At 32.0% G+C, this 26,314-nt stretch carries 27 protein-coding genes and 5 pseudogenes; 19 read left to right on the top strand and 13 right to left on the bottom strand.

From position 1 onward, the window contains the following. The 3 genes and pseudogenes from BLV40_RS26065 to BLV40_RS26060 form a co-directional block, all read right to left on the bottom strand. The coding region (locus BLV40_RS26065) for a helix-turn-helix transcriptional regulator (RefSeq protein ID WP_244525459.1) at window positions 1–437 on the bottom strand (437 nt) is incomplete at its 3' end. A gap of 31 nt (window positions 438–468) precedes the next feature. Further along, a complete protein-coding gene (locus tag BLV40_RS29520) occupies window positions 469–681 on the bottom strand; it encodes a hypothetical protein (protein WP_244525458.1) in 213 nt (70 codons plus the stop codon). Between the two features lie 18 nt (window positions 682–699). Beyond that, window positions 700–1,266: pseudogene (locus BLV40_RS26060) on the bottom strand (IS6 family transposase); the annotation flags it as partial. Window positions 1,267–1,506: 240 nt separating this feature from the next. On the opposite strand from BLV40_RS26060, the gene BLV40_RS26055 reads away from it, so the two are divergent. The 9 genes and pseudogenes from BLV40_RS26055 to BLV40_RS26015 all read left to right on the top strand — a co-directional run bounded on the left by BLV40_RS26055 (window position 1,507) and on the right by BLV40_RS26015 (window position 9,437). Next, window positions 1,507–2,100 (top strand): TetR/AcrR family transcriptional regulator, encoded by a 594-nt coding sequence (locus tag BLV40_RS26055; RefSeq protein WP_090695461.1) that lies wholly within the window; start codon window positions 1,507–1,509, stop codon window positions 2,098–2,100. Window positions 2,101–2,346: 246 nt separating this feature from the next. Next, on the top strand, window positions 2,347–3,042 hold the full coding sequence (locus BLV40_RS26050) for a YqeB family protein (protein ID WP_090695457.1): 696 nt from the start codon (window positions 2,347–2,349) through the stop codon (window positions 3,040–3,042). A gap of 475 nt (window positions 3,043–3,517) precedes the next feature. Next, window positions 3,518–4,225, top strand: coding sequence for a response regulator transcription factor (locus BLV40_RS26045; RefSeq protein WP_090695453.1), 708 nt, complete (start codon window positions 3,518–3,520; stop codon window positions 4,223–4,225). Continuing rightward, window positions 4,225–5,211 (top strand): sensor histidine kinase, encoded by a 987-nt coding sequence (locus tag BLV40_RS26040; protein ID WP_090695450.1) that lies wholly within the window; start codon window positions 4,225–4,227, stop codon window positions 5,209–5,211. The genes BLV40_RS26045 and BLV40_RS26040 overlap by 1 nt, the downstream gene beginning before the upstream one ends. Before the next feature lie 138 nt (window positions 5,212–5,349). Beyond that, window positions 5,350–6,117 carry an ABC transporter ATP-binding protein gene (locus tag BLV40_RS26035; RefSeq protein ID WP_090695446.1) on the top strand — a complete coding sequence of 256 codons (768 nt, stop codon included), beginning with the start codon at window positions 5,350–5,352 and terminating at the stop codon, window positions 6,115–6,117. After that, window positions 6,095–8,065 (top strand): FtsX-like permease family protein, encoded by a 1,971-nt coding sequence (locus BLV40_RS26030; protein ID WP_090695443.1) that lies wholly within the window; start codon window positions 6,095–6,097, stop codon window positions 8,063–8,065. Before BLV40_RS26035 ends, BLV40_RS26030 begins: the two co-directional genes overlap by 23 nt. Window positions 8,066–8,176: 111 nt before the next feature. Beyond that, a pseudogene (locus BLV40_RS29515) lies at window positions 8,177–8,380 on the top strand (hypothetical protein); the annotation flags it as partial. A gap of 85 nt (window positions 8,381–8,465) precedes the next feature. Next, on the top strand, window positions 8,466–8,966 hold the full coding sequence (locus BLV40_RS26020; protein ID WP_090695440.1) for a DUF3994 domain-containing protein: 501 nt from the start codon (window positions 8,466–8,468) through the stop codon (window positions 8,964–8,966). A gap of 24 nt (window positions 8,967–8,990) precedes the next feature. Continuing rightward, entirely contained in the window at window positions 8,991–9,437 is a 447-nt protein-coding gene (locus BLV40_RS26015) for a hypothetical protein (protein WP_026593177.1), read from the top strand. Between the two features lie 948 nt (window positions 9,438–10,385). On the opposite strand, the gene BLV40_RS25995 is transcribed toward BLV40_RS26015, so the two are convergent. Together BLV40_RS25995 and BLV40_RS25990 are read right to left on the bottom strand one after the other, a co-directional pair. Then, window positions 10,386–10,652, bottom strand: coding sequence for a barstar family protein (locus tag BLV40_RS25995; protein ID WP_090695437.1), 267 nt, complete (start codon window positions 10,650–10,652; stop codon window positions 10,386–10,388). A 12-nt stretch (window positions 10,653–10,664) separates the two neighbouring features. Then, window positions 10,665–11,141: a ribonuclease domain-containing protein gene (locus BLV40_RS25990; protein ID WP_090695434.1), complete on the bottom strand. Its 477-nt coding sequence runs from the start codon at window positions 11,139–11,141 to the stop codon at window positions 10,665–10,667. Here BLV40_RS25990 and BLV40_RS25985 point away from each other — a divergent pair. After that, window positions 11,109–12,104 carry a hypothetical protein gene (locus BLV40_RS25985; RefSeq protein WP_090695432.1) on the top strand — a complete coding sequence of 332 codons (996 nt, stop codon included), beginning with the start codon at window positions 11,109–11,111 and terminating at the stop codon, window positions 12,102–12,104. The two genes, BLV40_RS25990 and BLV40_RS25985, sit on opposite strands and share 33 nt — an antisense overlap. A gap of 71 nt (window positions 12,105–12,175) precedes the next feature. On the opposite strand, the pseudogene BLV40_RS29505 reads toward BLV40_RS25985, so the two are convergent. After that, window positions 12,176–12,277, bottom strand: a pseudogene (locus tag BLV40_RS29505) (hypothetical protein); the annotation flags it as partial. A gap of 60 nt (window positions 12,278–12,337) precedes the next feature. Between BLV40_RS29505 and BLV40_RS25975 the strand changes: the two are divergent. Further along, window positions 12,338–12,991 (top strand): hypothetical protein, encoded by a 654-nt coding sequence (locus tag BLV40_RS25975; protein ID WP_139265623.1) that lies wholly within the window; start codon window positions 12,338–12,340, stop codon window positions 12,989–12,991. Window positions 12,992–13,434: 443 nt separating this feature from the next. On the opposite strand, the gene BLV40_RS25965 is transcribed toward BLV40_RS25975, so the two are convergent. Further along, window positions 13,435–13,950, bottom strand: coding sequence for a hypothetical protein (locus BLV40_RS25965; RefSeq protein WP_090695429.1), 516 nt, complete (start codon window positions 13,948–13,950; stop codon window positions 13,435–13,437). Window positions 13,951–14,382: 432 nt separating this feature from the next. On the opposite strand from BLV40_RS25965, the gene BLV40_RS25960 reads away from it, so the two are divergent. Beyond that, window positions 14,383–15,132, top strand: coding sequence for a class I SAM-dependent methyltransferase (locus tag BLV40_RS25960; RefSeq protein WP_090695425.1), 750 nt, complete (start codon window positions 14,383–14,385; stop codon window positions 15,130–15,132). A gap of 258 nt (window positions 15,133–15,390) precedes the next feature. Further along, a complete protein-coding gene (locus BLV40_RS25955) occupies window positions 15,391–15,972 on the top strand; it encodes a hypothetical protein (RefSeq protein ID WP_090695421.1) in 582 nt (193 codons plus the stop codon). A gap of 241 nt (window positions 15,973–16,213) precedes the next feature. On the opposite strand, the gene BLV40_RS25950 is transcribed toward BLV40_RS25955, so the two are convergent. From BLV40_RS25950 to BLV40_RS25940, 3 genes are all read right to left on the bottom strand, one after another. Further along, window positions 16,214–17,650 carry an IS4 family transposase gene (locus tag BLV40_RS25950; RefSeq protein WP_090695419.1) on the bottom strand — a complete coding sequence of 479 codons (1,437 nt, stop codon included), beginning with the start codon at window positions 17,648–17,650 and terminating at the stop codon, window positions 16,214–16,216. A 90-nt stretch (window positions 17,651–17,740) separates the two neighbouring features. Continuing rightward, complete coding sequence (locus BLV40_RS25945; RefSeq protein WP_139265622.1) at window positions 17,741–18,619, bottom strand: hypothetical protein; 879 nt, start codon at window positions 18,617–18,619, stop codon at window positions 17,741–17,743. Window positions 18,620–19,242: 623 nt separating this feature from the next. Continuing rightward, window positions 19,243–19,716, bottom strand: coding sequence for a MarR family winged helix-turn-helix transcriptional regulator (locus BLV40_RS25940; RefSeq protein ID WP_090695416.1), 474 nt, complete (start codon window positions 19,714–19,716; stop codon window positions 19,243–19,245). Window positions 19,717–19,865: 149 nt separating this feature from the next. Between BLV40_RS25940 and BLV40_RS25935 the strand changes: the two genes are divergently transcribed. From BLV40_RS25935 to BLV40_RS25920, 4 genes are all read left to right on the top strand, one after another. Next, entirely contained in the window at window positions 19,866–20,450 is a 585-nt protein-coding gene (locus BLV40_RS25935) for a DUF3238 domain-containing protein (RefSeq protein ID WP_090695411.1), read from the top strand. Between the two features lie 152 nt (window positions 20,451–20,602). Next, window positions 20,603–21,193 (top strand): DUF3238 domain-containing protein, encoded by a 591-nt coding sequence (locus BLV40_RS25930; RefSeq protein WP_090695409.1) that lies wholly within the window; start codon window positions 20,603–20,605, stop codon window positions 21,191–21,193. Between the two features lie 54 nt (window positions 21,194–21,247). Next, the gene (locus tag BLV40_RS25925; RefSeq protein WP_090695405.1) at window positions 21,248–21,874 is read left to right on the top strand and encodes an FMN-dependent NADH-azoreductase; all 627 of its coding nucleotides are present in this window, start codon (window positions 21,248–21,250) and stop codon (window positions 21,872–21,874) included. Window positions 21,875–22,028: 154 nt separating this feature from the next. Continuing rightward, window positions 22,029–23,156, top strand: coding sequence for an MFS transporter (locus tag BLV40_RS25920; RefSeq protein ID WP_090695399.1), 1,128 nt, complete (start codon window positions 22,029–22,031; stop codon window positions 23,154–23,156). A 168-nt stretch (window positions 23,157–23,324) separates the two neighbouring features. Here the strand turns inward: BLV40_RS25920 and BLV40_RS29500 are convergent. Further along, window positions 23,325–23,405, bottom strand: a pseudogene (locus BLV40_RS29500) (hypothetical protein); the annotation flags it as partial. 197 nt (window positions 23,406–23,602) lie between these two features. On the opposite strand from BLV40_RS29500, the pseudogene BLV40_RS25915 reads away from it, so the two are divergent. Further along, window positions 23,603–24,153, top strand: a pseudogene (locus BLV40_RS25915) (dihydrofolate reductase family protein). Window positions 24,154–24,892: 739 nt separating this feature from the next. Here BLV40_RS25915 and BLV40_RS25905 read toward each other — a convergent pair. Beyond that, window positions 24,893–25,075, bottom strand: a complete 183-nt coding sequence (locus BLV40_RS25905; protein WP_090695392.1) for a hypothetical protein — start codon at window positions 25,073–25,075, stop codon at window positions 24,893–24,895. A gap of 670 nt (window positions 25,076–25,745) precedes the next feature. Here BLV40_RS25905 and BLV40_RS28745 point away from each other — a divergent pair. Further along, window positions 25,746–25,919, top strand: coding sequence for a hypothetical protein (locus BLV40_RS28745; RefSeq protein WP_170833716.1), 174 nt, complete (start codon window positions 25,746–25,748; stop codon window positions 25,917–25,919). A 133-nt stretch (window positions 25,920–26,052) separates the two neighbouring features. Here BLV40_RS28745 and BLV40_RS25895 read toward each other — a convergent pair. Continuing rightward, on the bottom strand, window positions 26,053–26,314 hold a 262-nt coding region (locus tag BLV40_RS25895), incomplete at its 5' end, for a DDE-type integrase/transposase/recombinase (protein WP_139265621.1).

Below are 26,314 nucleotides of genomic sequence, written 5' to 3'. Positions count from 1 at the left end.
TCATGATATTTTGTTATCACTGATTTAGCCCTTTCAATAAGCTTATTTTTTATGAAATCAGGTTCTATTATTTCTGCTTCAGGTCCAATACTCCAAAGTAGTTCAACATAAAACCACTCTTCTGAAGGGTTAATATTCTTTGTTATTTTCGCGGTTCCATCCGAATTATATTCCATATTATCTCTTAACCATGATATGCTCTCAGCTTTTCTTTTTCCCTCTTTGTTTAAACTCACTTCGAGCTTTATGGGATTAGATTCATACTCAGAATACAACCATTCTTTAACATTCAAATGGATATTAGTGGAATGAGAGTTAGAATTAATGATTGTTTTTTTAATTCGATCTACTCTGAAAAGCCTTATGCCTCTTCTCATTCTACAGTAAGCAGGACAATACCAATACCCGTTATATACATATAAGCCCGTAGGTTCTATCTCTCTATAGATTTCATCTTCTGTTGTTTCATTATAAGATATTTACAGTTTTCTCTTCTATAGCTGCATCATAAAGGTCTCTTAGCGTCTTTTTATCTACTTTAATATTTGGTTGCCACATCAAGATTTTGTCTCTAGTATTCTCAATTGCATCGGAAGTTTCCTGAGGAATCATATTGAAAAGTTTATTTAAAATTACGGTTCTGGTGCAAAAATCATTTGATAGAGGCATGGAAACCTGCATAGACTGTTCAATGGTAGATTATGATACAATTCCAAATAATTTATGTATGAATCTAACGTCATTTTGTGCAGACTTCACCTGTAAGTGAAGTTGTCCTTTTTTCATCATATGCATGGTTTCAACGCCACTCAATATAGAAGTGGCTGTTTCATATGACTTGAATCCTAACATAGAACGTACACGTTTCTTAATGAAACGGTGATCTTGTTCCACTATATTATTGAGATATTTAACTTGCCTTAGTTGTATGCCTTCAGGCATACGTTTCTCTTCTTTTAATTCTTGAATTGCTACAGGATAGGCAGGGTTCTTATCTACTGTTATTACGCGAGGTTTACAAATATGAGAAGCAGCCAAGGCTTTCTTGAAAAAGCGCTTGGCTGCTTGTTTATCTCTTGATTCACTTAGATAAAAATCAATGGTATTTCCGTCTGAATCGACTGCACGATATAAATACATCCATTGCCCTTTTACTTTCACATACGTTTCATCGACTCTCCAGGAATCCTTTGTTGTCTTAAGATGACGTCGTACTCTTTCATCTAATTCAGGTCCATATTGATGCACCCAACGCATAATCGTTGTAATTCTTCCGCAAATGGCTGTAGTTCATCTTGAATCGAGAGATTCATAAAAAAACGTCATCCTTTCTAATTTAACTTGTTTAAAAAGGATAACGTTTTTTGGTATTTGAAGATATTAAAATCTCTTAATTAGATTTGACAAGAATAGGAAAAAAATATAAAATCTAATTAATTGAACGTTCAATCAAAAAAATGATTGTGCAATTAAAAACGATGAAAAATTTATAAGGTGGTAATTCTTATGGAAGATAGACAATCTTTTATAACAGAAGCAAGAAGAGAACAAATAATTAAGGCCGCTGTTGAAGTTTTAAGAGAAGTTGGGTATGTAAGTACAAGTTTGTCGAAAATAGCAAAAAAAGCAAACATAAGTACAGGATTAATTTCTTATCACTTTTCTGGTAAAGAAGATTTGATGAACAATACTTTAATGTATTTAGTTGAACAAGAATGGTTATTTATTAATGCAAGAGTTAGTCAAAAACAAACGTATACAGAAAAATTAAAAGCATTTATCGAAGCAAGTTTAGCTTATCAGGCTATAAACCGAACAAATAATATCGCTTTAATTGAAATAGTTTTTAATGCACGAACACCAGATTATATTCCTTATTATTTACTAGAAGACGATGAAGAAGATTTAATAAAGGGTTTATTACAAGAAATTCTCTTACAGGGGCAGGAATCAAAAGAATTTGGAGATTTTAATATTCAAGTGACCGCAACAATTATTCAAGGTTCGATATCGGAATCTTTGATATCTTCCCAAAGTGAAATGTGTTTAGAAGATTATAGTGAAGAAATGATAAAAAGCATATTGAAAATAGTTAAATAATGAAAACAAAAGATCATTTATATATAAGTTAATAAAATGACATAAAACCCCTTTCTTTTTAGGGGAGGACGAGGCATCTGGCCGTGCCCAGAAGCGATCAGGGACTTTTCCTGACACATGAAAGGATTAAACCAAAGAGACTAAGCCAGTAGCGGCCATGTTGTATTCTGCATACCAGCGACTTATACGTCGATATATAATTCCAAAATATTGTTTATAACTAATTTAATAGAGAGGATAGGGATTATGATAGAAAACGAAACATTTCTTGGACATAGTAAGCCCCAAAAAGCAATTATTGTTTTAGTACCAATGATATTAGGCGGTTTGGTTGGGTGGTTTGTTCCCATCATTGCCAATTGGATACTAAAACTTCCAGTAGTTCCAATGGAGAAGTTAATTTTACTTATTACATTCTTTAACAGCTTATGGGTTCCAAGTATTGCCACCGTTATTGGAACAATAGCAGGTTTATTTTTGGGTTTTATTATTTTAAATGAGAGTCTCGAAGTCACAATTTCCTACAATAATTTGCGGCTGAAATTTGGAGATAAAATAAATATCATTAAAAAAAAGGACATTTTAGTAATCTATATAGAAAATAAGCAATTAATTATCCTTGGGCAAAAAAGTAATGAATTATATAGAGAAGTTATTGAAGTGAAGAAGGAGACGGTACGAGAAGCTTTTAATAAGCATCAGTATCCATGGAATGAAACGGATCCATTTGGTAGCGAATATGAGCGATGGGCTTTAGGAAATACCAATTTCCCTGAAAAAATTAATGTATTACTTTATGCTAGAGACCGTGCATTGAAAGAAAAGAAAAAAGAAGATGCTAAATATCTACGAGAAGATTTAGCTCAGTTAGGAGCTGTCATTAGAGATGAAAGAAATGGTCAGTACGTGAGACTTTCCCAAAATGCTAATTTTGATGTTTAGCATTTGACTCGAATTGTATGCTATTTTTAATCGAACTTTTTTTCAACACAGCTGATTTTCCATGGTAATAGATAAAGGAGACGGGTTTACCGTCTTCTTTTTTGGAATTTGTTACTATGTAAATAATCCTAATCGTGGTTACTCTCCGAAATGCTAGCGATGCCTCATGTTCATCAAGCTAAGGATTTGGAACCACCCAAAAATGAAAATTTCACCTTTTAATAGTTATTTATAGAATTCAGCTCATTTTTTTCGTTTTGGGGGAACAATTAATTTCTTAAGTTGATGGGCATGATAAAGTGTCCCCATATATGTAAAATATAAATATCATTCAAAGAAAAGGTGGTGTAATGAAACTAAGCAAATAAATCAAAAATTTAATTAGAGTCTGAAATCAATTTAAAGTATCAAAAAATGTTTTAGAATATGTTACATTTATCCATATTAAAAATATATAAGTAAAGGAAAATAATATATGTATAAAGTTATGATTGTAGAAGATGATACGAAAATTGCAGAGTTGCTTCAATCACACATTAATAAATATGGTTATACGGGAATCATTGCGACAGATTTTGAAAATATTCTAGAAGTATTTCAGACTATTCAACCGCATGTGGTTTTACTTGATATTAATCTTCCTAGTTTTGATGGATATTACTGGTGTCGTCAAATTCGAACTTTGTCTACTTGTCCAATTATTTTTATATCAGCACGTAGTGGGGAAATGGAGCAAGTCATGGCATTAGACTATGGAGCGGATGATTACATTACAAAACCATTTCACCATGAGATTTTAATCGCAAAGATACGAAGTCAGCTTCGGCGTGTATACGGTGACTATGCTCCAAAAATAGAAGAAAGAGCAATACAGAAATCTGGTTTAATTCTTTACCCAGAAAGATCTGAAATGGAGTTAAACGGAAAAATAGTACCTCTTACAAAAAATGAAAATTCCTTGTTAACAATATTATTGCAACGCTGTCCAAGTATTGTAAGTCGCGAAGCTATCTTAGAAAAATTGTGGAATGATTCCTCTTATGTTGATGATAATACACTAAGTGTCAATATTACACGTGTTCGTAAAAAGTTGCAGGAAATTGGGATTGATGGTGCATTAGAAACTGTACGTAGTAATGGATATCGTCTAAAGATAACATGGGCAGATGAGGAGACTGTGTGATGCGGTTATTTGTAAAGGACCAATTACCCTTTATTTGTTTTTCTGTGATTCAGTTATTTGTCACGCTGTTAGTATATTGGTTAGATGGGTATACAAATCTATTAACTGCTTTGTATAGTGTGTTTTTAGGGACATGCTTTGTAATGGGATATTTAATATATCGTTATTATAACCATCGTAGATTTTATGAGACATTATCTCATCCTCCCAAAATGTTAAATGAATCACTGAAAGAATTAGATTCTTCTCCGGTATCTATTGCATTACAGCAGGTGTTAGAAAAGCAATATAGTCATTATGAGCAAACACTAAAGACTTGGGAGCATAAGCAAGAAGAACATCTCACCTTTTTAAATCAATGGGTTCATCAAATGAAAACCCCTTTATCGGTAATTGAATTAATTACACAGGATGCAAATGATGAACGTTTTGAAAGCATTAGTGAGGAAGTAGATCGGATGCGAACAGGACTGGAAATGGTCTTATACATGGCGCGTTTAGAAACATTTGAACAAGATTTTTGTGTAGAAAAAGTCTCACTACGAAAAGTTATTGATGAAGTGATTCATGAAAATAAACGTTTCTTCATTAGAAGTTATGTGTATCCAAAGGTAGAAATAGAACAAGATTTTACAGTGGAAACAGATAAAAAATGGCTTCGGTTTATTCTGAATCAGATAATATCTAATGCAATTAAATATTCAATGGGAAGTAAAGAAAATATAACAATATCTGCTTTTACTAATAATCGAACGTTAACTCTTGAAATACAGGATCGTGGTGTTGGGATTCCAAAAGCAGATTTACCGCGTGTATTTCAGCCGTTTTATACAGGAGAAAATGGTCGGAAATTTAAAGAATCAACAGGAATGGGGCTGTACCTTGTTCAAAATATTATTAAAAAACTAGGACATGATATTGAAATAGAGTCGGAAATAGGGGTAGGCACTGCAGTTCGTATTATTTTTTCTCATACTGCTTATTAGAAGATGATTCATCTTCTTTTTTTTATTTTCAGAAACATTACAAAGTTGTTAGATAAATGAAAGACTATTCAATATGAGAAATAAATTATATGCATTACACTTATTTCGAAAAGAAAAAAGATAAAGGAGACTTATTGTATGGAAACATTAAAGGTTCGTGAATTAAATAAAACGTATACTGGGAAAGTATTGTATGAAGCACTTTCAAATATTAATTTAACAATCAATAAGGGTGAGTTTGTAGGGATTATGGGACCATCAGGAAGCGGAAAAACTACTTTACTCAATATGGTTTCTACCATTGACGCTCCAACATCAGGGGAAGTATTGATTAATGGAAAGAACCCTTATCATTTGGCTACTAATGATTTGGCGTTATTTCGACGCCGTGAATTAGGATTTATTTTTCAGTCATTTAACCTGTTGAATACATTAACAGTGAAAGAAAATATTGTTCTGCCGCTTACATTAGATAATGTGAATTTGGAAGAGATGAATAAACAAGTAGAATCTATTTCTAGACAATTGGGGATTGAAAAGATTTTACATAAACGACCATATGAAATTTCTGGAGGACAAGCTCAACGGACAGCCATTGCGCGTGCACTTATTCATTCTCCTCAATTAGTTCTTGCGGATGAACCGACAGGAAATTTAGATTCAAAAGCTGCTAGTGATGTGATGGAATTATTAAAGAAATTAAATAAAGAACAACAGGTAACAATGATGTTAGTTACACATGATCCAATAGCCGCTAGTTATTGTGATCGAATTGTCTTTATTAAAGATGGAAAATTTTATAATGAAATTTATTGCGGTGAGAATCGTCCAACTTTTTATCAAAAAATTATAGATGTATTGTCATTATTAGGGGGAAATCACAATGAATTTTCGTCAATTCGCTAGTAATAATGTGATACGTAATAAAAGGTTATATCTCGGCCATTTTTTGAGTAGCACATTTGCTGTTATGATATTTTTTACTTTTGAATTACTTGCTTTTCATCCTTACTTTAGTGGGAAAATTGCATCAACAAGTGCAACGATGACAGCCTTAGGGACGCAAGGATTTAAGATTGCTCAATATTTAATTATGTTTTTCTCTTTTTTCTTTATTTTGTATTCTGTTAATGCGTTTTTAAAAACAAGAAAGCGTGAATTTGGAGTTGTGATTCTTCTTGGTATGACGAATTCTCAGTTAAAGAGATTAATTTTTATCGAAAATATGTTAATTGGATGTTGTGCTATTATTGCTGGGATTGGAATTGGACTTATTTTTGGAAAAATAGTCTTATTAGCAAGTGCAAATCTTTTAGCATTAAAAGGTCGCTTGTTATTTTATCTACCAACAAAGGCAATTGTAGTGACATGTCTTTCGTTCCTAATCTTATTTATACTCGTTTCTGTTTTTACTGCAAGAATGATGAAGGTATCTCAGTTAATTGAATTGATGAAATCAGAAGAAAAACCAAAACAAGAGCCTAAGTCATCTAAGTGGTTAGCGTTACTCTCTATTCTTTTCATCGCGATTGGATATGCTGCGGCATTTTATTTGTATACCTCATTGTGGAGAGGAGACAGTTTTGTTTATGTCATGCTCATTTGCGTCTTTTTTAGTGTGTTAGGAACATATTTTTTATTTACTCAACTTAGCTTTTATCTCCTAAAATATGTGAAGAAGCGTGAACATACTTTCTTTAAAAAAACAAACCTGTTAACTATTTCAGAATTGGCTTATCGAATGATGGATAATGCAAAAACACTATTTTTAGTTAGTATTCTTTCTGCTGTCACTTTTACGTCTATTGGAGTTTGTCTTTCCATCGGAAGTAATGCTGTAGCAGAATCTCAGAGTCCTTATGCATTTAGTTATACATCATATAACGGAAACGTAGAGGAAACATCACATATTTCTCAAATCAAAAAACAATTAAATGATGCTGACTTTTCCTATAAATTGATCTCTCCTACTATTTTTACAACAGAAAATACGGCAGATATCATGAAGCTTACTGATTATAATGCATCCGCTAAAATACTAGGGTATCCTGTTGAAACTTTGCAGAATGAACAAGACAGCCTCATTCTTCCATCAAAAAGTAGGCTTAGGGGAGAATCTCAAGATGAATTTAAAAAAGAAATTTCATCTTATACACTGCAGGAAGGGGATATACGTATCAATGTTTCTGGTAAAAAATTATTAATGGATAATGCACTAAGTCCGTCCTTTGGTTATATTTCTGTTGTCTCAGACTCAGTTTACGAAAAAATAATCAATACGCCACCATTGCAAAAGCAGGAGCATAATCAATATACACAATATGGTTTCTTAATTAAAAATTGGACAAAAACCGAAGATATCTCTAAACAATTCATGAAGATGTTCCCTTATGATAGCGAAAAAATGAATCCACCTTATAAATTTGAATCCTTATATTTGAAATGGTTAGAAGGAAAACAAGCGAATGGTCTTCTTTCTATTATTAGTGTATTAGTAGGAATTGTATTTTTTGTGTTTGCAATCAGCTTTTTGTACTTCCGTCTATTTACAGATCTAGATCGAGACAAAAAACAGTATGAAATGCTTTCTAAAGTAGGATTAACTCAAAAAGAGTTAAAGAAAATTGTAACACAACAAATTAGTATATTATTTTTTGTACCAATTGTAGTTGCGATAATTCATAGTAGCGTGGCCTTTGGAGCATTACAATATTTAGCGCAGCGTAAGTATATAGATTTATCTGTTACAGGAAATTCCATTCTTATCTTTACAAGTTTTATATGTGTACAGATCATTTATTTCTTAATTATACGAAGAAATTATTTGCGTCAGATACTTCAATCGATACACTAAGATTCTTAAAAAATTAAACATAAATAAAAATAGTAGCGTTAGCTAATGGTTTGGCTTAAACTACTATTTTTATTGGAAGCTTGAAATAAGATATTCTTTGCAACAGAACCTACTAAAGACCAGGAGCTTACTATTGGCTTAAAAGCTATCAAAGAGTTTGTTATGAAAATTAAATCTGGAACAAAAATGAAGAATGGTAAATTCGCTTATTTCAACGGGATTGTAAATAACTTAATGGACAAGTATTACTTTGATCGGGATTTTATTGGGAGCATAAAAAAACAAAATGCTAAACATTTGGAATTCAAAAAGTAAGGGGGAAATTCATATTATTTATTTGATTTATATTATGGTACAATATGTTAATTAATTACAATACTTTCTAAAAGGGGAATGCATAATGAAAGCAACGAAACTCGTATCATTAGCAATACCGATTCTATTATTAGTAGGTTGTAGTACAGAAAAACAAGAAATGAAACCGAATTCTATGAATGTATCTGATTTAAAGATAGAAAAAACTTCTACTACTAAAGGTGACTACGATGACGATTCTAGAGTACAAATATCTAGAGACGGTAAGGAGTTATTAGGTGAGTGGGGTAGTTACGTTGGTGACAAGTTCTTTGTGGGTTTAGACTTTAAAAGTGATGGTACATATGGAGCTTATGATAATAGTGGTAAAACTTCAAAAGAAGAAAACAACATGAAGGGTAAATGGAAGTACGATTATGACAATAAGCAAATCATCTTTACCATTGAAGAGACGGCTGGTGATGACAGACCAATAACTGATTATAGACCAGAAATAAAATATAAAGTTGACTTCTTTAGAGCAGGACAGTTAAAGATAATAGATGAAACAGGTAGTCCATTAAACGTAGAAAGAAAATCTAAATAATCAATATCAAAGGGGTATATGTTGATGAGAGCAAAGAAGCTAATAACGTTAGCACTACCAATCATGTTATTAGGTGGTTGTGCAACAGACAAAGCAGAGAAGAAAGACTACAAAATGCAAATGGCTTATCAGATGAAAGACATTTCAGAAGAGTCAAAAGTTATTAATGACATCTTAACAAGTCAGAAACCAGTAGAAGAAAAAGCAAAAGAGTTTAAAGAGAAGTCGAAACCTCTTTTAGAAACAGCAGAGAAAGTTAAGAAGTTAGAACCAGGTGAAAAGTATAAAGACGTACAATCTCTTCTAAATGAATCTATGGATTTAATAAAAGAGTCTGTAAGTCAAACTCAAGACGGTTTAGATAAACAAGACCGAGTTCTTCTCAATCAAGGGTTACAGACTATGTCTAACTCATCTAAACGTATAGTTGAAGCACATAAGAAATTAAAGGAAATGGGTGAAGCAAATTAAGTAGAAAGGGGTATATAACAATGAAACGCAAATTATTAGCAGTACCAATCATGTTAGTAGCAGGGGATAGGTTGTTCTAAAGACAATGCAGAAAAAAAGAAGACTGATAGTTTACAAGTAGCAGTAGATTATAAAACTTCTATACTTGACTTAAGTAAAGCGTTAGAAAGTAAATTATCTACAGAAGAATTAAAAGAGTTACTTATGAATGCTAAAGTTTAATACATAGTAAAAAAGTGCACCTCCAATTGTTAAATGTGTCTAACAATTGGGGTGCACATCAAATTAAGAGCCGGCACTTTTTTATCGAATCCATCTAATATAAGACTCGTCGAAATAAATCCAACCTTTATCTTTAATGTAAATCCAATCTTTATTTTCTCTTAGTTCAACTTCCCATTGTCCAATGCAAATACGACTCCTAACACCACTGTCAGCAATGGAATAGTGGAAGCATTCTAATTCGTCTTTATTGTTCCAGATTACACCTTTAGTTTTACCATCTTTTTCGATTACGATATATCAAGCTTACGCAATTAGTAATAATTTTAATTAATAAGTTAGTGTATGATGATGTCCATCCAACACGTATACGAAATTTTTATCAAGAAATATCTTATATAAAAGATATTTTTGAAATATCTAAGGAGTTCACAGGGGAAATTATGAAGAGATTCTAATTTAGAATAATATAGTGACCCCTAATAAGAGGCTTTTTTCATATTTAAACATGGGTTTCTTTGCCCATCCCTTCGGGAATTAGCTTAATTAATTAATTTAAAAATTTACTCTGTGTCAAAAAGTGTACCTTTTGATACATTGTTATAATTGTAGCAAGAAATCGCTGCATCCCTTAGTTATAAGCAAAGAGTAAAGATTGGGGGGGGGATTACTTCGAAATAGAAAAGCACATATCCAAATTTGGACATACGCTTTTTATTACATCTATTATTTCACAATAATAAAAAATCGCCCTGGCATTTCTTCTTGTGCATCTTGGAAGGTTTCTAAAATTAAATCTGCATATGAACCTAACATTTTTTTACTTTCTTCAAAGAATGCCCATTCTATGGTTATAGGAGTATCAATCCATCCGGTTAGACAATCCCATAGAGCATCAGCATTTTCCCCATAATAATCTGGAAGATCTAATTGCCCTTTTAATATTTTATGTAGCACCTCTTTACTGGTAAATTTTCGTCCATCTAATTTCATAATAATTCGCTCCTATTTGACTTGAGTAAATGTTTTGTAATGGTCTGAGGTTTTATAAATTAATCCATCATTGGAATATAGAATTCTATCATTGCCTCGATACCCTGACAAATAATTAATATCAGCTTCATACCAGGTTCTACCAGGGGATTTTGGTAATAATCCTTCCTTATTTCCAAAAATATCCCCACCAATACTTTTTCCTGGCGCTATTTTATGGAGGTTTCCTTCATTACGTTTCCATCCTAAAGCTTCTGCTTGTTTTTTAGTAATATAATTGTCTGGCAATTTTTTTTGCTCTTTAATATATTTAGCAACATCATCAAATCCTGTAGGATATCTAGTAAACTTAGTACTTTTAGCAGCCTTTTCAAGATTTTTCGCTTTCTTATATAATACATAAGTATTCGATAGATCGTTAGTGTCTATATTATAAATGGGGGAGGCTTGAAATACATGGACAGTGTATTGCCTATTGGAACGAAACATGGATGTTATACTATAATCGGTGGTTTTGAAGTATTTCAAGAAGAAGTTGCTAAAAAGAAAACTGCAGACCTAGAACAAAAAAAGCAAAGGTTTATAAATGGGGAAAAAATTAGTGGGAATACTTTTGATTCTGTAGATGTTTATGATAGAACGATACAAAGTTGGAAGTCTCGTAAGAAATACCAATGCCAGTGTAAATGCGGAAAAGTAAAGTATCTTCTTGAGACTTATTTTTCTGGAAAAGGATATAGATATTGCGGGGATGATTGTGGGGCAAAGCAGGAACTTGAGAGAAAGAGGATAGCTTCATATCCTAGAGTAAAAGATGAAAGTTATGATATTGATTATTTATATACCACACATGAATCATTAGAGATATTAGAATGTATTGATGAAAATTATGAGGGGAAACCTAATATATTTCATAAAGGAAGAAACGGAAAGGAAGGTGGCGAATGTAAAGTATATAAGTTATATAGATGTCGTTGCTATCTGTGCGGTAAAGAACATGAATTTATATCATCAGGTTTTAAGATAAAAAATAATGGCTATGGACCTAGAGCGAAAGATGGATATTATTGTAAGGCTTATTGTGACTGTCATAACATTTCATCATTTCAATGGCGAACTATAAAAATACTGAGAGAACATAATGTAGCATATAGAGTTGAATATTCGTTTCAAGACTTATATGGTGTAGGGAAAAAGAACTTGTTGCGTTATGATTTTGCTGTTCTCGGTTCAGATAATATCATTAAATGTCTTATTGAGTGTCAAGGTGAACAGCATTATAGGCCTGTAGATGAGTTCGGTGGTGATTCACAATATGAGTTTCAAGTGGAGAATGACAAATTAAAACGTGAGTATGCCAAGTCACATAATATACCTTTATATGAAATTAAATATACTTATAATACATACGAAAAGGAAATAGAATTTCTTAAAAACGCTGGAATTATTTAATCACATAATATCTGTTATATAATTTACTTTTAGGTTCTATTTATTTTATAAAGAAAAAGCCCCGGATAGGACTATATGATTTTCTTCATGCCACATTGACGGCATTCTCTTAAGAAGATGAAATTTTTAGCGGAACTTTTGAATGAGGTATTGCCGCAATTATCACAGCGACCGCTAATTTTATTATCAAGACTTAAATTGAAAAAAGATAGATAAATAAAGGGGTAGTTTAAATGTTTAGAAAGAAACAGGAGAAAAACATTCACGTTAATCTAGTAGATAAACGAGGGGAAGTCCTTAGAGAGTTTGATTGTACAGAAAAAGAATTAAAAGAAGTAAGAGAAACCGGCATTGAATTGCGTATGGTTGGAGAAAACGCATATGAAATGGTAGCAACCGATGAACAGCTAGAGAAACTAGCAAGAATCGAAGCTGAAATTGAAGAAGAATTAGCAATCTACGAAGAAGCTATGCAGGAGTTAGCACAAGAACGAGAAGAAGAAAAGGCAAAACAGAAAGAATTGAGAGAAAAGAATAAATGGAGTCCAAAGAAGAAAGTAATCGTCTTTGGACTACTATTCATTGTATTTGTGGTTTTACCTATTATCGAAGGGTATCAGAATAGTAAACTGGTAGAAGAAGGTACACCATTAAATGCAGAAATTGTAGGTAGACATGTAGAGAAGAGTTTTATCTTTACACACCCGACATTAGTAGTAAGGGTAGACGGTAAAGAACACAATGTATGGGTAAGAGAGGAAACATACAACGAAGCACAATGGTTTGGTGGACTAAAAGTCGTCAAAACAAAAGATGGTAAAGTTGATAAAGACCCTAGATATGATTACGAAGATTTAGTTGTAAGCTATAAAGAAATAACAAAGTAAAACTTTAATATTCGCTTCCAAAATTAAACAACATTATTATTTGCAAAAATCGAAACCATTAAAACAAAATACAAATTTTAAATAACTTTATAAACATATTAAACTATATTTTCAATATCATGTTAATAATTCTAATATATACGAGAAAGAGGATAGCATGCTCTTATATTGAACATACTATCCTCTTATTAGTTTAGTCTATTTAAATTTTATCAGGATGCTCTTTGTATGTGTATATCTTGCTAAGGTCGTACTTTTGTTCAGCTTGTTTGTTTTCCATTAGTTTCACCTACATATCAATCTGATTTATATAGCTTAACCATAATAACATGAAGTGTTCACTTAGTGGATACTATTTTTGTATGAAATAAAGCGTTACAACTTTTTTACAAACAGTTAATTTTCATTTTAAATCCCACAGTAAGAAAAATTATCTATGATTATTAAAGTGGCCCACCTTCAAAACCGATCGGCCATCCATTGTCTTTAAATTTTACTTTATACTGAAACTCATAAGTGCCTTCATAAATAAACGCTAAACTAAAACCAGGCAATATATAATCGTCAATATTAGCCATCTTTCCAAAAGATATTGTGGATAGGTAGTAGTTATTAATTTCTTGATTAGGGAAGAATTTCTGTAGATATTTTAATGCACAGCTTATATGGAGATAGAGTTCATCGAATATTTTTTCTGCCATATCTATAATCTCAACATTGGGATTTTCATTATTTCCTTGAATGATAATTTCTACATCTTCCCACTCTCCGATATTCATACTACAAAACCACCGTGCCTGTATGAGATACTTCTCATTTTCGCATACAGTAGGATTAACTAGGTTTAATTTTTTCACCTCATCTTTAGTTATCGGTTTATCAAGAATGAGCTTTTTATACAGAATATCTTTGATGTTAGAGAAAATATATTTAGATTTATTTAATTCTAAAGAGTCCATTTCCCACCTCATAAATTATAAAATAAAGTAAATTCCCACTTAATTATATCATCATCCTAATTGGAGATTCCGCCTTATTCCTTGCTACCGATAATGATGCGTTATGTTAACCGAGCATGTATATGATATGCATTATTTCTTGTTCAAAGAATGAGAAATTTCAGTTGAAAAAGAAAAGATATATTTTTACAGTTACTAATTTATCAATTATACTTAATGTATTCTTTCAAATGAGGTGAATTGAATGTCGTTCCGTATTGTTCGAAGTAATTAGTTTTCGGGCTGGAAAAAACGCGTACCAGCTATCAAGGGGGGAGTCTGCCCTTTTTCTGAAAACTAAAACTTAGAACAGTGCAGGAAGTCATTTTTAGTTATGAAACCAAGGCACTGTTATGTGACTTGGTTTTTTATATTTGAAAGGTGGATTTTAAAATGAATGAATTAGAATATAAAAACTTTTATGATAGAGTTGGAGAAATAAATGGTTGGGATTTCAGTAAAATAAAGAGCACTTCAATAGGAGTACAGTGGAATTTTTATGAAAAAGTGAAACAAGCTTGTAAGCCAAATGGTATTTTGCTTGATATTGGTACAGGTGGCGGTGAGAATATACTACGTATCGCATCTTCGGCATTGCTATTAATTGGTATAGATAATTCGAATGGTATGATGAAAACTGCCAAATCAAATTTAAAAAAATCTTGTGTTGCGAATGTTCGATTTATACAAATGACATCAGAAGATTTGCAATTCCCTAACGATTTTTTTGATGTAATTTCCAGTTGTCATGCTCCTTTTGTTGCATCAGAAGTAGCAAAGGTATTAAAAGAAGGCGGGACGTTTCTTACACAACAAGTAAGCGAAGCTGATAAATTAAATTTAAAAAAAGCATTTGGCCGCGGGCAATCTATTGGAGTAGATGATGGAACATTAAAAGAAAAATACATTCAAGAGTTAAAAGAAGCAGGTTTTGTTGAAGTTCACTCCTTTGATTACAACGCTATTGAGTATTATCAAAGAGCTGAAGACCTCGTCTTCTTACTTAAATACACACCCACTATCCCTAATTTTGGTCAGGAAAAAAAGGACTTTGATATTTTAGACAATTTCATTGAAAATAATCGAACTAAAAAGGGAATTTGTACAAATTCTAAAAGATTCTTGATAATAGCTAATAAGTAATTTTTCTTGTGAAACGTTAAATAAACTGACTATACGCACTTCCACTTTCGAGAATTATGTGAATACGAAAGTCCTCCAGTTAAACAATCTGGAGGACTTTTAATAGTCTTCTAAATACATTGAATCCCGATAATATTACGTTATGTTAACAATAAGTGTATAGAATATACATCAAAAAATGTACGACTTATTCTAATTCTTTCGCGATAAAATGTAATGAATCCATATTTTCACAAAATATAAGAGGGGAGAAAACTTTTGTATAAAAAACTTAGAAAACATCTTATATTAGGTTTCCTAACTCTTATTATTAGTAGCTGTTCAATTTCAAAAGGATACGACACACAGCAAGAAGCATTAAAACAAGGATTAAAACCAACAAGTAATACAGAAATAGATAAGTATCATGCTTTAGGACGTATTATAAAAATAGATGGAAAAATAGCTTTTTTCGTTACACCTGATAATTATATTTCAATAGCGGATTTAGAAATAAAAAATGGAAAATGGACTGTTAGTGGGACAGCCGGAGGAGAAAATGTAAGTGAGTTAGAAATACAAGATTCTGGTATATCACCTACGCTTGTAGTTTCAAATGGAAAAGTTATTTTTGGTTATCTTAAAAATTCATCCATTAGCAAGATATCTTATGAATCTACTTCGGGACATATAATAAATTTAGATAAATACTTACCTAATGAATCAAAGTATAAAGGATGGAGTTTATGGTACATAATCCTTCCTAATAAATTAGACGATGGCCCGGAATCATTTAATTTTATTAAGACTACTTTAAAGTTTAAAGATATAAACGGAACTATTATAAAATATAAAAACTGATCATCTAAAAACAACTTCTGATAACGATACTTATGTAAAGGAGCTGTCCATATGGATGGCTTATTTTATTTTTTTGCTTATCATGGTTTTTTCCCAAAATACTGGAGATACCCCATGCCCATCAACTTAAGAACCCAAATAAAATGAACTTTCGTTCATTTTAACGGAAAAACTCTTAAAATACTTTTTGTCCTTAAAAATGAGCATACCAAATAAACCTCAATCAACCCAATTTTAAAAATTATGCAATTTTCTTTTGTTTTTCCAATCCACTATAATCATAGACAACACCCAGGATATCAAAAACTGTTTTCTTCTCATATCTGTGAGATTTTCGTCCGTTTTTCAGTAAGAGGATGAATAGACGGCACAAGATTTTTGTTATTTCTTGAGTGTTTTGCTGTATAGCCTGATACAAGATGTATAGATGATTTTTTATTATTCCAATGGTTTTATATTCGCTTAATTCTTTTTGTTTCTTTTGTAAAATCAACTGTCGCATCTTAAACATAGTAGAAGAACATAATAGAATACTAATGAGTTGCCCATAAAGGTGACATTCTAATCGCTCTTGTTTGATATTTTGCCAATGATGGATTTGAAAGAGTGATTTCCAAGTTTTAAAGATAATTTCGATTTGCCAGCGAAGAGAGTAAAAATCATGTATTTGTTCCATCGGAACAATCTCCCAAGGTGTATTGGTAACATATATGTTAATGCCAGCTAATCGTTTGCTTTTCTCTGAATATGTAATGCCCTTTTTACTTTCCGTATACACTTGTTTTTTCATACGCTCATGAAGTTGTTTTTCAGTTAATCGATACATAATAACTCGTGTGAATAGTTTTTTATCCTTTCCAATATAACCGTCTGTTATTTCATGGACCTGTCCTGGTTTTAAGGTATTCATAATTTGTTCTAAATCAACTTTGATGTACTGAGATTGTTTTTTTATTGTCCCATTTCGAAAGTATTCAGGAAACTCATTTTTGATATACACCATATTATTTAGTTTAAGCCGCGATATATAATACACGCCTCGTTGGTCCATTTGATCTAAATCATCCAGTGAATAATAGCCTAAATCTCGAATACATAGATCGCCTGGCCGTAATGTCGCTAAACATTCTGTTCCAAAGGTCTTATCATTATTTTTTCCCGGTTCAACTTGAAAATTTAAAAACTGTCCACTATGTAAATCATATTCTAACTGAATTTTTATACCCGCTGTTTGTGCACAACCACCTGATCCAGGATACACGCTAGCTAAATGTTTTGGAACTTGGAAAATCGTTGCATCTAAAATACGAATTCGTTGAAAATAAGCGCTTGAAGAGCTTGGAATTACTGATGTTTCACAAATTTTATTTTTTAATAATACAGAGAAAATATGTTTTAATAAGCAAACAGCTTTTTTATTGAAACGTTTATTGAGTCCTTCCGGACTAATAAGAGTTCCTGTAGCTGCATGAAGTTGACTGCACAGTCTAACTAAAGAATCACTCGCTACCCGTTGACTAATCCAAACACAGATAGTGGCTAAATCGTGACCCGAAAACTTACGTTTTCGTTGTACAAAATCTAGTTCTCTAGCAAGTCTTTCTAAAAATGAAGGAGTAAGATATTTGTGTAATTCTTTAGCAAATAGTTGTAGTTCACCTTGAATCGAAAGATTCATAAAAAACGCCACCCTTTCTGTATATTTCTACAAAAAGAATAGCGTTTTTTTATATTAAATTAAATAAAATATTAAATTATATTAAGACCCTTATGCGTTGGGTGAACACTTATTTTCCTCATATAACGTATTAACAAGCTGTTTTAAATTTTTGATGAATAATAGAATCTCTTGACTAGACATTCTAGCATGTTGAAGATGAAATATGTTGCCTTTTCCGATTTCTAGCTCGTTTGAATTCAATGTAATAGGGATATTCCTAAAGACATGCCATGGGAAATACAAGTGTACAAAAGTTTCTCTAAAATATATCCCCGAGTGACAAATTAATACGCCATCCGATCCTTTACTCAAATTACCAAGGACAGAGGTATCTAAAAAAGCAATGATTTCTTCTTCTTTTGAAACAATATATCGTGTCCAAATTTCCTTTAGCTTTTTGTCTGAAATATGATTGTCAACAAATAAACCATTATCAGGTTCTAATAATTCATCGTACGTCTCAAACAAAGAGCAGATTGATTTTATCTCGTCAATTTTTATAACTGGATGTATATCATTTTGCTTTGAATTGTGGAACGAATTTGTAAGAGCTATAAGTAATTCTTTAAATAACTGCGGTGGATAATCACTGCCGTTAATATTAAAACTTTTTTGTGCATCAAAAGATAAAAAACCATCTTTATCAATTTCAATTTGTTGTACTTCGTTTAATTTATCCCATTTCATATTTCCTTTACCTAATAACCAATTTTTCCAATATAAACCCGAACTTGTAAAATAAACACCATATTTTCCTGAGCCAAATAAATTACAACTTAAAAAAGCAATAATTCGATCATTCGTTGGTATAGAGAAACGTTTTTTTGCAATTGATAAGAAATCTTCAGGTATTCTAGTAACATAAAATCTAGACTGCTGATATTCTAAACAAATATCAGTTAAACGATTAATATCTATATTCAGCATGATAATTCTCCGTTTCTTATATATTTTCAATATATAAATTATAATATTATCAGGTAAATATTAACACTTAAAATCCGCTTAAATTGAGAGGCACTCTATTGAATTCTAAAATAAATTTGTGTTAAATTGAAAAATTTATTATATATTTTTACCGCTTTGGGGGTAACCTGTTTTCTTAAGTTGATGGGCATGGGGTCCCGCCAACCAAATGACATAAAACCCACGTTAATACATTTTCTGGAATATAGGAGCTATTTTTTCTTACGCTAAAGGAATTCTATTCCATAATCATTATGGTTAAAGTCTTATAGCCCACAAAGGAAAAAATAAGAAGTGTAACATAAAATGAAAAAAACCAACATACACCCTACAGTGTTATATTGGTTTAAAAACATTATATATTTAGCCAATAACATCCTGTTTATGGTTTTTATTTCCACAAACAATCTTTTAGATGAAATTACTCCATACCCATCAAACTAATATTTTGAGACCCACCATAACGAAAAGTTTGTTTCCATTTAGATAGAGAAATGCTTACTTTCACTTTTATCGTTTGGATGATTGTCTGTTTCTTAAGTTGTTAATGGACGTACGGTTAATCTTCTTTATAAGCTTTATATTTACCAGATAGGTCTTAACCTCGACGATAATTTACCTTCATTTGCTTCATGAATTAAATTTGTTAGATCTTCTTTGAGCATTTGCATTCGTTCAGTACCTATGTTTTTAATCCAGCGCTCTTCTATCTCCGCTATTATCTCCTCTTTTGCTTTCACTACTAACCAACCACGTTCGGTCAAAACAATAATTTTTCCCCTCTTATCAGTTGGATGAGTTTGGCGCATTACATAACCACTTTTCTCAAGAAAATCCACCATTTTACTAACAGCTTGCTTTGTAATTCCTAAATATTCAGCCAGTTCTATACCTGTTGCTCCATCAGGGATGATACGTTTAAACATAAAACCATGTACAGGTCTAATATCTTCAAATCCTAATTTACTCAATTTGTCATGTAGCTCATTAATCGATGCACTAAACGATAACGATAAAAGTGATGTGAGATCCAATTCACTAAATACTTGATGATTCATACATAAAACCTCCTCGAATATAGTCAATTGTGTTGACTATATTTCAATCCTATTGTACTATATGCGACATAGTCAATCAAATTGACTATGTTTAAATTTTAAAAAATAGAATTCACAAAACAAAAATTAATAAATTATGGAGGTTTCTCATGGTTAATATCGTAAAAATTAGAGGAAGTGTATTTGCTCCGTATGCTTGCTTAGAACCTATTAAGGATTCTGCAACAGGAAGGATCTTAGAATATACTGGTGATGCACGTGAATTTACACCATACGCCGTAAACACAATGCGATCAAGATTGGAGCAAGAAGTGATTATTGATTTTTATAAAAAAGAAATTTTCACATTTGCAGATGCTTGTATTACAACTGTAAAAATTATAAATCCAGATGGTTCTATTGAGCATAAAAAAGGAAAAACAAGTACAGAAAACATTGTATGTACGAATGTTGTGTGGAGCACTAATGAAGTTTCTTTTGAAATGAAGGCAAGTGCTAGCAACCCTTTAGATGCAGCAGCACCTGCGGCTGACTATTTATTAACTATACGTGTTAGCAAAAGTGGAGCTTTGCATATTGAAGGTTCTCATGATGGGTTCCCTTGCTATGAATTTTATAAGCAAACAGATTTTGGTCCATTAGAATTAATCTATACACATGATTACAGAGAAACTGGTGACACTCCAAAAGCGCTAGCTGGAGAGATGGAATACAGTTTTAAAAAGAAAATTTAAATATAAATATGAATCAAAAAAGTATCACACTTAACAAGCGGTAGCGAGTATTAAAGGTAAAACAATTGATTGTTCTAAAAAAATTGTGACCTGTTTTGCTCAATGATTCATGGTTTGTATTACTTAAAAATAAAATTACAGAGGTGTTTATCATGGCGGATATCGTTAAAATTAGAGCAAGTGTATTTATCCCAATGTCTTGGGTTTCAATAGGTTGGACTGGACCTAATCAAACGGGAGACTTAATCGAATTCGAAGGTGACTCACGTGAATTTACCCCGTATGCTGTAAACGCTATGCGTTCTAGAATTGAACAAGAAGTAGTTGTAGATTTTCACAAAAAAGAAATTTTCACATATGGGAATACAGGTATAACAACGGAAAAAGTTACAACTCCAGATGGTTCCGTTAATAAAAGAACAGGAAAAGCTAGTACAGAACGTATTGTATGCACTGATATTGAATGGAGTTCTAATGACGTCAAGTTTCAAATGAGTGCAAGTGCTAGCAACCCATTAAATATAAATGCACCTGCTGTTGACTATCTTTTAACTGTGCATGTCAAAAAAGATGGTACTGTCGATATTGAAGGTGCACATGATGGATTCCCTTGTTATGAATTTTATAAGCAAGTAAATTTTGGTCCATTTGAACAAATTCATACACATGATTTCAGAGAAACTGGTGATACAGCTGAAGCTCTAGGTGGAGACATGGAATACAGCTTTAAAAAGACAGTGTAATAATAAACCTTAAAAATATAACAACGTAAGAGTGAACAGTAGGAGGAACAGAGAATGACAACAGTTTTATTTGTAAAAGCAAACAATCGTCCAGTAAATCAATCAGTTAGCGTAAAATTATATTATGCTTTTTTAGCAAGTTATAAAGAATCTCATCCAAATGAGACGATTGTAGAGCTTGATTTATACAACGAGGAATTGCCATATGTAGGAGTAGATATGATTAACGGCACATTTAAGTCTAGTAGAGGATTTGATTTAACAGAAGAAGAAGCAAAAGCAGTAGCTGTTGCGGATAAATATTTAGATCAATTCCTTGCAGCTGATAAAGTTGTTTTTGGTTTCCCATTATGGAATTTAACAATCCCAGCTGTATTACACACATATATTGATTACTTAAACCGCGCGGGAAAAACATTTAAATATACGTCAGAAGGTCCAGTAGGTCTTATTGGAAATAAAAAAATTGCATTATTAAACGCAAGTGGCGGTGTATATTCTGAAGGACCAAAAGCCCCAATGGAAATGGCTGTTAAATATGTAGCAAGTATGATGGGCTTCTTCGGTGCAAAAGATATAGAAAAAATAGTAATTGAAGGTCATAACCAATTCCCAGATAAAGCAGAAGAAATTATTGCTGTAGGGCTTGAAAAAGCGATTAAAGTAGCAAGTACATTCTAATTAACAAAACACTTGTCACTCAATATGGCAGTACCAACACTTCTATAGCGGTGGTACTGCTTTTTTATTCGCTTATCTCGCTACTTTTGAGCAGTAAGAACCCAAAGTTTCCATTCTCAACTTATGAAATGATAGAAAGAAGGATTACATTATAATGGAACGTTTATGGACAAAAAACTATATAATGCTGACAATTACAGCATTATTACTATTTAGTGGTTTTTATTTACTAATGCCAACACTACCTATGTTTATTAAAGAATTAGGTGGAAGTGAATCTCAAGTTGGATTTATTATTGGAGTGTTTACAATATCGGCAGTCATTTTTCGTCCTATTGTTGGAGGATTAATGGATCGATATGGTCGATGGGGATTTATAATAAGCGGACTACTATTCTTTGCAATTACAATGTATTTTTATGATTGGGTAACAGGAATTATATTTTTAGTGGTATTACGTATCCTCCATGGAGTAAGTTGGGCATTTGCTACAACTTCGATAGGAACAGCTGTGACTGATGTTATTCCACCATCTCGTCGTGGAGAAGGAATGGGATGGTATGGACTTGCCATGACTTTAGGCATGGCTTTAGGACCAATATTAGGTCTTTGGGTAGCAAAATCATTTTCATTTCATTATCTATTTCTTCTATGCACAGCATTAGCAATTATGGCATTCATACTTGCATTGGGCACAAAAATTCCAGCAATTCAAAGTACAGCAAAACAACCAATATCTTTTTTTGAAAAAACGGTTTTACCAATTGCCATTGTTACATTTTTCCTCTCCCTTACTTTTGGTGGTATAACAACATTTTTACCGTTGTTTGCAGCAAAGATTCAAGTGAATGCGGGTACTTTTTTCTTAGTTTATGCTGTCACACTTATAGTCATTAGACCGATTGCAGGGAAAATATCTGATAAGCGTGGAGAAGGGATCATTATTATTCCTGCGCTTTTTATAATGATAATTGCATTATTCGTCTTAGCAATGACAAAGGGCCTTGTTGGACTAGTTATTACAGCTATTTTATACGGAATTGGATTTGGATCGGCACAACCTGCTCTTCAAGTAGTAACTATACGATTAGCCCCACCAGAGAAAAGGGGTGTAGCGAACGCTACATTTTTTACTGCTTTTGATTTAGGGATTGGTTTAGGATCGATTATTCTAGGGTTTGTTTCACAACTCATGGGATATCAAATGTTATTTATTGTTTGTGCGGTATCTGGGTTTATTAGTCTGTTAATTTTTATTTTGTGTGTAAAAAAGACATTATAGGGGTCACCTTACACATCCATCAACTTAAGAATTTTATACCACCCCCGAAACAAAAAAATGTACATTTTCACATGAAGATGTCAATTTTCTCGTTTTGGGGGTATTTGTATTTCTTAGCTTGATAGCGATGTGGCGGGACCCCCATAAAGAAAAAAGCCCTAAATAGGGCTATATGTTTTTCTTCATGCCGCATTGACGGCATTCTCTTAAGAAGATGAAATTTTTAGCGGAACTTTTGAATGAGGTGTAAAATGACAATAAAATTGTTGAATTTCCAAAGGAGTCGTTACATTTACAATAAAGTTATTTAAAAATGTCAGTGATGGTATTCAATTAACGAAATAAAGTTTATTAAGTTAACTGAGCAGTTTGATTAATACATAAAGGAAATTAAGTTGGTTTCATAGAATTAATTAGGCAATTCATTATCTTGGAGGAATGACTGAATGGCTGAATTGATTTATCATGTTGCGGTTTCACTGGACAATTTTATTGCGGATCAAGGTATGATAGAAGGAAATATTAATAATTCTCTCTTTTTATTTGAGGGGGATCATGTCCCAGACTTTTTAGCAGATATTCAGGAATACGATGCCGTGTTGATGGGGAGGAAAACATATGAGTTTGGGTTTCAATTCGGTGCTAAACCTGGTGAACCTGGATATAAGGGCATAAAACATTACATATTTTCAAACTCCATACAGTTTGAGGCAAACGAGGAAGTTGAACTTATTAAAGGAGATGCTATAGGGGTTATTAAGAACCTCAAAAAACAATATAACGGTAAAATTTGGTTGTGTGGAGGCGGAGAATTGGCTGGGTCGTTGTTTAAACATAAACTTATTGATCAATTAGTATTAAAGGTTAATCCAATATAGTCGGTGAAGGTATTTCTCTATTTGGTAGCGTAAAACCACGTCTTAAATTAAAATTAGTGGACATGAAACAGTATTCTAATGGAGTTATCAAACCTACTTACAATATTATTTATACTTAGAATTATCATGGAGAACTACTTTTTTAAATTAATTTTAAAAAATGAAATTTCATCCAATTGTTCCACTATTGCGGAAGAATACTTAACTTATTAAAAAACTTTATTGTTGCGGATTTTTAAAAAATTAGAGAAGGATAAATAAAATTAAACAATTATTCTAAACATCGTTCGATTGTTCGGACGGTGTTATGCGTGTTTATAGCGTAGAAATTAAACAACTTTATTATCATTACACACCATCAAACTAAGAAAACTACGATAAGCAAAAAAACTAGCCCCCACAAGAGGGGCTAGTTGACGTAAAATTCGTTACTGGAAGTTGTTTTTACATTCCGGAAGACCCTGCTATGACGACAAATGTTGTCCAAATCAGCGTTATGGTGATTATGAATAAATTAATAGACCTCAAAACATTGCTTATTGTACTCCGCTGTGTATTTTTGGTCTGTAGGAATACAAGAATAATTGATGTAATGGTACAGGTATATGCTAAGCCTACTCCAATCCAATACCATGTCATACTGAATGTGTCTACTATTCCTGTTTCATTTCGCCCCCAATACGCCATATCTTGAAATTTTAGGCTGAATATAAATCCTATAATTGTCATAATAAATGGAGCGATATTCCAAGCATTTATTTTCACTATAATCGAATCTCCTTCCATTACACAGCAAACCCCTCCCCAAACGGAGAGGGATTTCATCCTTTACTCTGTTTTTCAACAATGCAAAAACAATTAAAATGCTTGTTTCTTATACTCTCTTATGTATTTGAATAACAAAGTTGTCCCTGTTACATTAGACACAATGCTGACCCCTAACATCACAGTCCACGCAACATTCTGAACGTTCATTGTCAAAGTCAACATGAGAAAACACATACCAATTGCTACAAACAGGAAACCTAAACGTTTATCCATAATTTCACACCTCTTTCTTCCTAATTGTACCATTCGAGGGAATCGATTTGTTAGAATTTTTGAATGTATAGAGTATACACATTCAGGTAACATAACGTCTCATTATCAGTAGTCAATAATGAATAGAATTTTCGTTAGGGGGGTAGTGGTATTTTCTTAGCCTGATAGCGATAGGGTGTTACTCCAATAGTAGAAAAATAAAAAAGTTTATCTTTTTATAAGAGGTAATTTTTTATAAAATAGAAGTAAAAAGAAGTGTGTATATCTATGGATAATAAAGGAGATGATTATACTGAAAATCTTTTTCTATTTCTTAATTGTTCTTTTATTTCTTGTGGTTGATTACTTTTGGTTAGAGGATGAGAGCAAAAGATGGGCATGGTTTAAAAATAGAAGTAAAACGCAAAAAACAATCTTTTTTACTCTTGTTCTTCTCTTAACTTTCATAGGATACATACTTCTGGATGCTAAATACTTTCTTTCGTAAGCTAAAAGAACCCAGTTTTTTGAGAATTTAATAGTTTATATCATCCACTTCAATAAGTGAGATTATGTTAATTAGTGAAGTATATATTTTGAATAGAAACCTATACCTAATATTGATAATATATAATTACAATTAGAACTAAGTAATTTTTTGTTTATAAAATAGGGAGGTTTATCATAAGTAATGGATCATATTATTGCAAATAGTAGTTTTGATTTAAAGATATATTATGTTTTACTACAAATAGCTTCATTGTTAACTTTTAAAAAGACTGTATTGATTGAAGGAAAGAAAAAACAGTTAATACTACAGATACAAAAAGAAAAGAAAATCCCTAATAATCCATATAAATTGTAACACAAAATAAAAGGCGACTTTTTGAAATGAACCCAAAAAGTTAGACAGAAAAATTAAGCAACTGATTGGATATGAGGGTTCTGTTGCAAAGTTTGAAAAAAGCATAAACAGGTTGGTAAATGAGGAACAATGTTTAGGAAGTCGCTAATAATTGTTGAAGTTCATTGTACGTTGAAAAAGCGGAGTCTCTTTGAAGACTTCGCCTTTGTTTATATAGGGCATGAATGGTCTCAATACCTTTTAACGTACGTGAAGCATGACGAAGATTTTGAAATCCTGCGGATTTGGTAAAACGTTTCTTTACATGCCTGTGATCCTGTTCAATAAGATTGTTTAAATGTTTGATTGTACAATGGATTGTAGTTTGATAAAATCCTTGTTTTCTTAATTTGTTA

This window comes from Bacillus sp. 166amftsu (genome assembly GCF_900107445.1).
Taxonomy (GTDB): domain Bacteria; phylum Bacillota; class Bacilli; order Bacillales; family Bacillaceae_G; genus Bacillus_A; species Bacillus_A arachidis.
The sequence above is the reverse complement of the archived record's forward strand: the minus strand, read 5'-3'. Positions and strand labels throughout refer to the sequence as shown.

Coding starts and splice junctions, on each gene's coding strand:
- BLV40_RS29520 (WP_244525458.1), bottom strand. CDS start 681: ATGCAGGTTTCCATGCCTCTATCAAATGATTTTTGCACCAGAACCGTA.
- BLV40_RS26055 (WP_090695461.1), top strand. CDS start 1,507: ATGGAAGATAGACAATCTTTTATAACAGAAGCAAGAAGAGAACAAATA.
- BLV40_RS26050 (WP_090695457.1), top strand. CDS start 2,347: ATGATAGAAAACGAAACATTTCTTGGACATAGTAAGCCCCAAAAAGCA.
- BLV40_RS26045 (WP_090695453.1), top strand. CDS start 3,518: ATGTATAAAGTTATGATTGTAGAAGATGATACGAAAATTGCAGAGTTG.
- BLV40_RS26040 (WP_090695450.1), top strand. CDS start 4,225: ATGCGGTTATTTGTAAAGGACCAATTACCCTTTATTTGTTTTTCTGTG.
- BLV40_RS26035 (WP_090695446.1), top strand. CDS start 5,350: ATGGAAACATTAAAGGTTCGTGAATTAAATAAAACGTATACTGGGAAA.
- BLV40_RS26030 (WP_090695443.1), top strand. CDS start 6,095: ATGAATTTTCGTCAATTCGCTAGTAATAATGTGATACGTAATAAAAGG.
- BLV40_RS26020 (WP_090695440.1), top strand. CDS start 8,466: ATGAAAGCAACGAAACTCGTATCATTAGCAATACCGATTCTATTATTA.
- BLV40_RS26015 (WP_026593177.1), top strand. CDS start 8,991: ATGAGAGCAAAGAAGCTAATAACGTTAGCACTACCAATCATGTTATTA.
- BLV40_RS25995 (WP_090695437.1), bottom strand. CDS start 10,652: ATGAAATTAGATGGACGAAAATTTACCAGTAAAGAGGTGCTACATAAA.
- BLV40_RS25985 (WP_090695432.1), top strand. CDS start 11,109: ATGGACAGTGTATTGCCTATTGGAACGAAACATGGATGTTATACTATA.
- BLV40_RS25990 (WP_090695434.1), bottom strand. CDS start 11,141: ATGTTTCGTTCCAATAGGCAATACACTGTCCATGTATTTCAAGCCTCC.
- BLV40_RS25975 (WP_139265623.1), top strand. CDS start 12,338: ATGTTTAGAAAGAAACAGGAGAAAAACATTCACGTTAATCTAGTAGAT.
- BLV40_RS25965 (WP_090695429.1), bottom strand. CDS start 13,950: ATGGACTCTTTAGAATTAAATAAATCTAAATATATTTTCTCTAACATC.
- BLV40_RS25960 (WP_090695425.1), top strand. CDS start 14,383: ATGAATGAATTAGAATATAAAAACTTTTATGATAGAGTTGGAGAAATA.
- BLV40_RS25950 (WP_090695419.1), bottom strand. CDS start 17,650: ATGAATCTTTCGATTCAAGGTGAACTACAACTATTTGCTAAAGAATTA.
- BLV40_RS25945 (WP_139265622.1), bottom strand. CDS start 18,619: ATGCTGAATATAGATATTAATCGTTTAACTGATATTTGTTTAGAATAT.
- BLV40_RS25940 (WP_090695416.1), bottom strand. CDS start 19,716: ATGAATCATCAAGTATTTAGTGAATTGGATCTCACATCACTTTTATCG.
- BLV40_RS25935 (WP_090695411.1), top strand. CDS start 19,866: ATGGTTAATATCGTAAAAATTAGAGGAAGTGTATTTGCTCCGTATGCT.
- BLV40_RS25930 (WP_090695409.1), top strand. CDS start 20,603: ATGGCGGATATCGTTAAAATTAGAGCAAGTGTATTTATCCCAATGTCT.
- BLV40_RS25925 (WP_090695405.1), top strand. CDS start 21,248: ATGACAACAGTTTTATTTGTAAAAGCAAACAATCGTCCAGTAAATCAA.
- BLV40_RS25920 (WP_090695399.1), top strand. CDS start 22,029: ATGGAACGTTTATGGACAAAAAACTATATAATGCTGACAATTACAGCA.
- BLV40_RS25905 (WP_090695392.1), bottom strand. CDS start 25,075: ATGGATAAACGTTTAGGTTTCCTGTTTGTAGCAATTGGTATGTGTTTT.
- BLV40_RS28745 (WP_170833716.1), top strand. CDS start 25,746: ATGGATCATATTATTGCAAATAGTAGTTTTGATTTAAAGATATATTAT.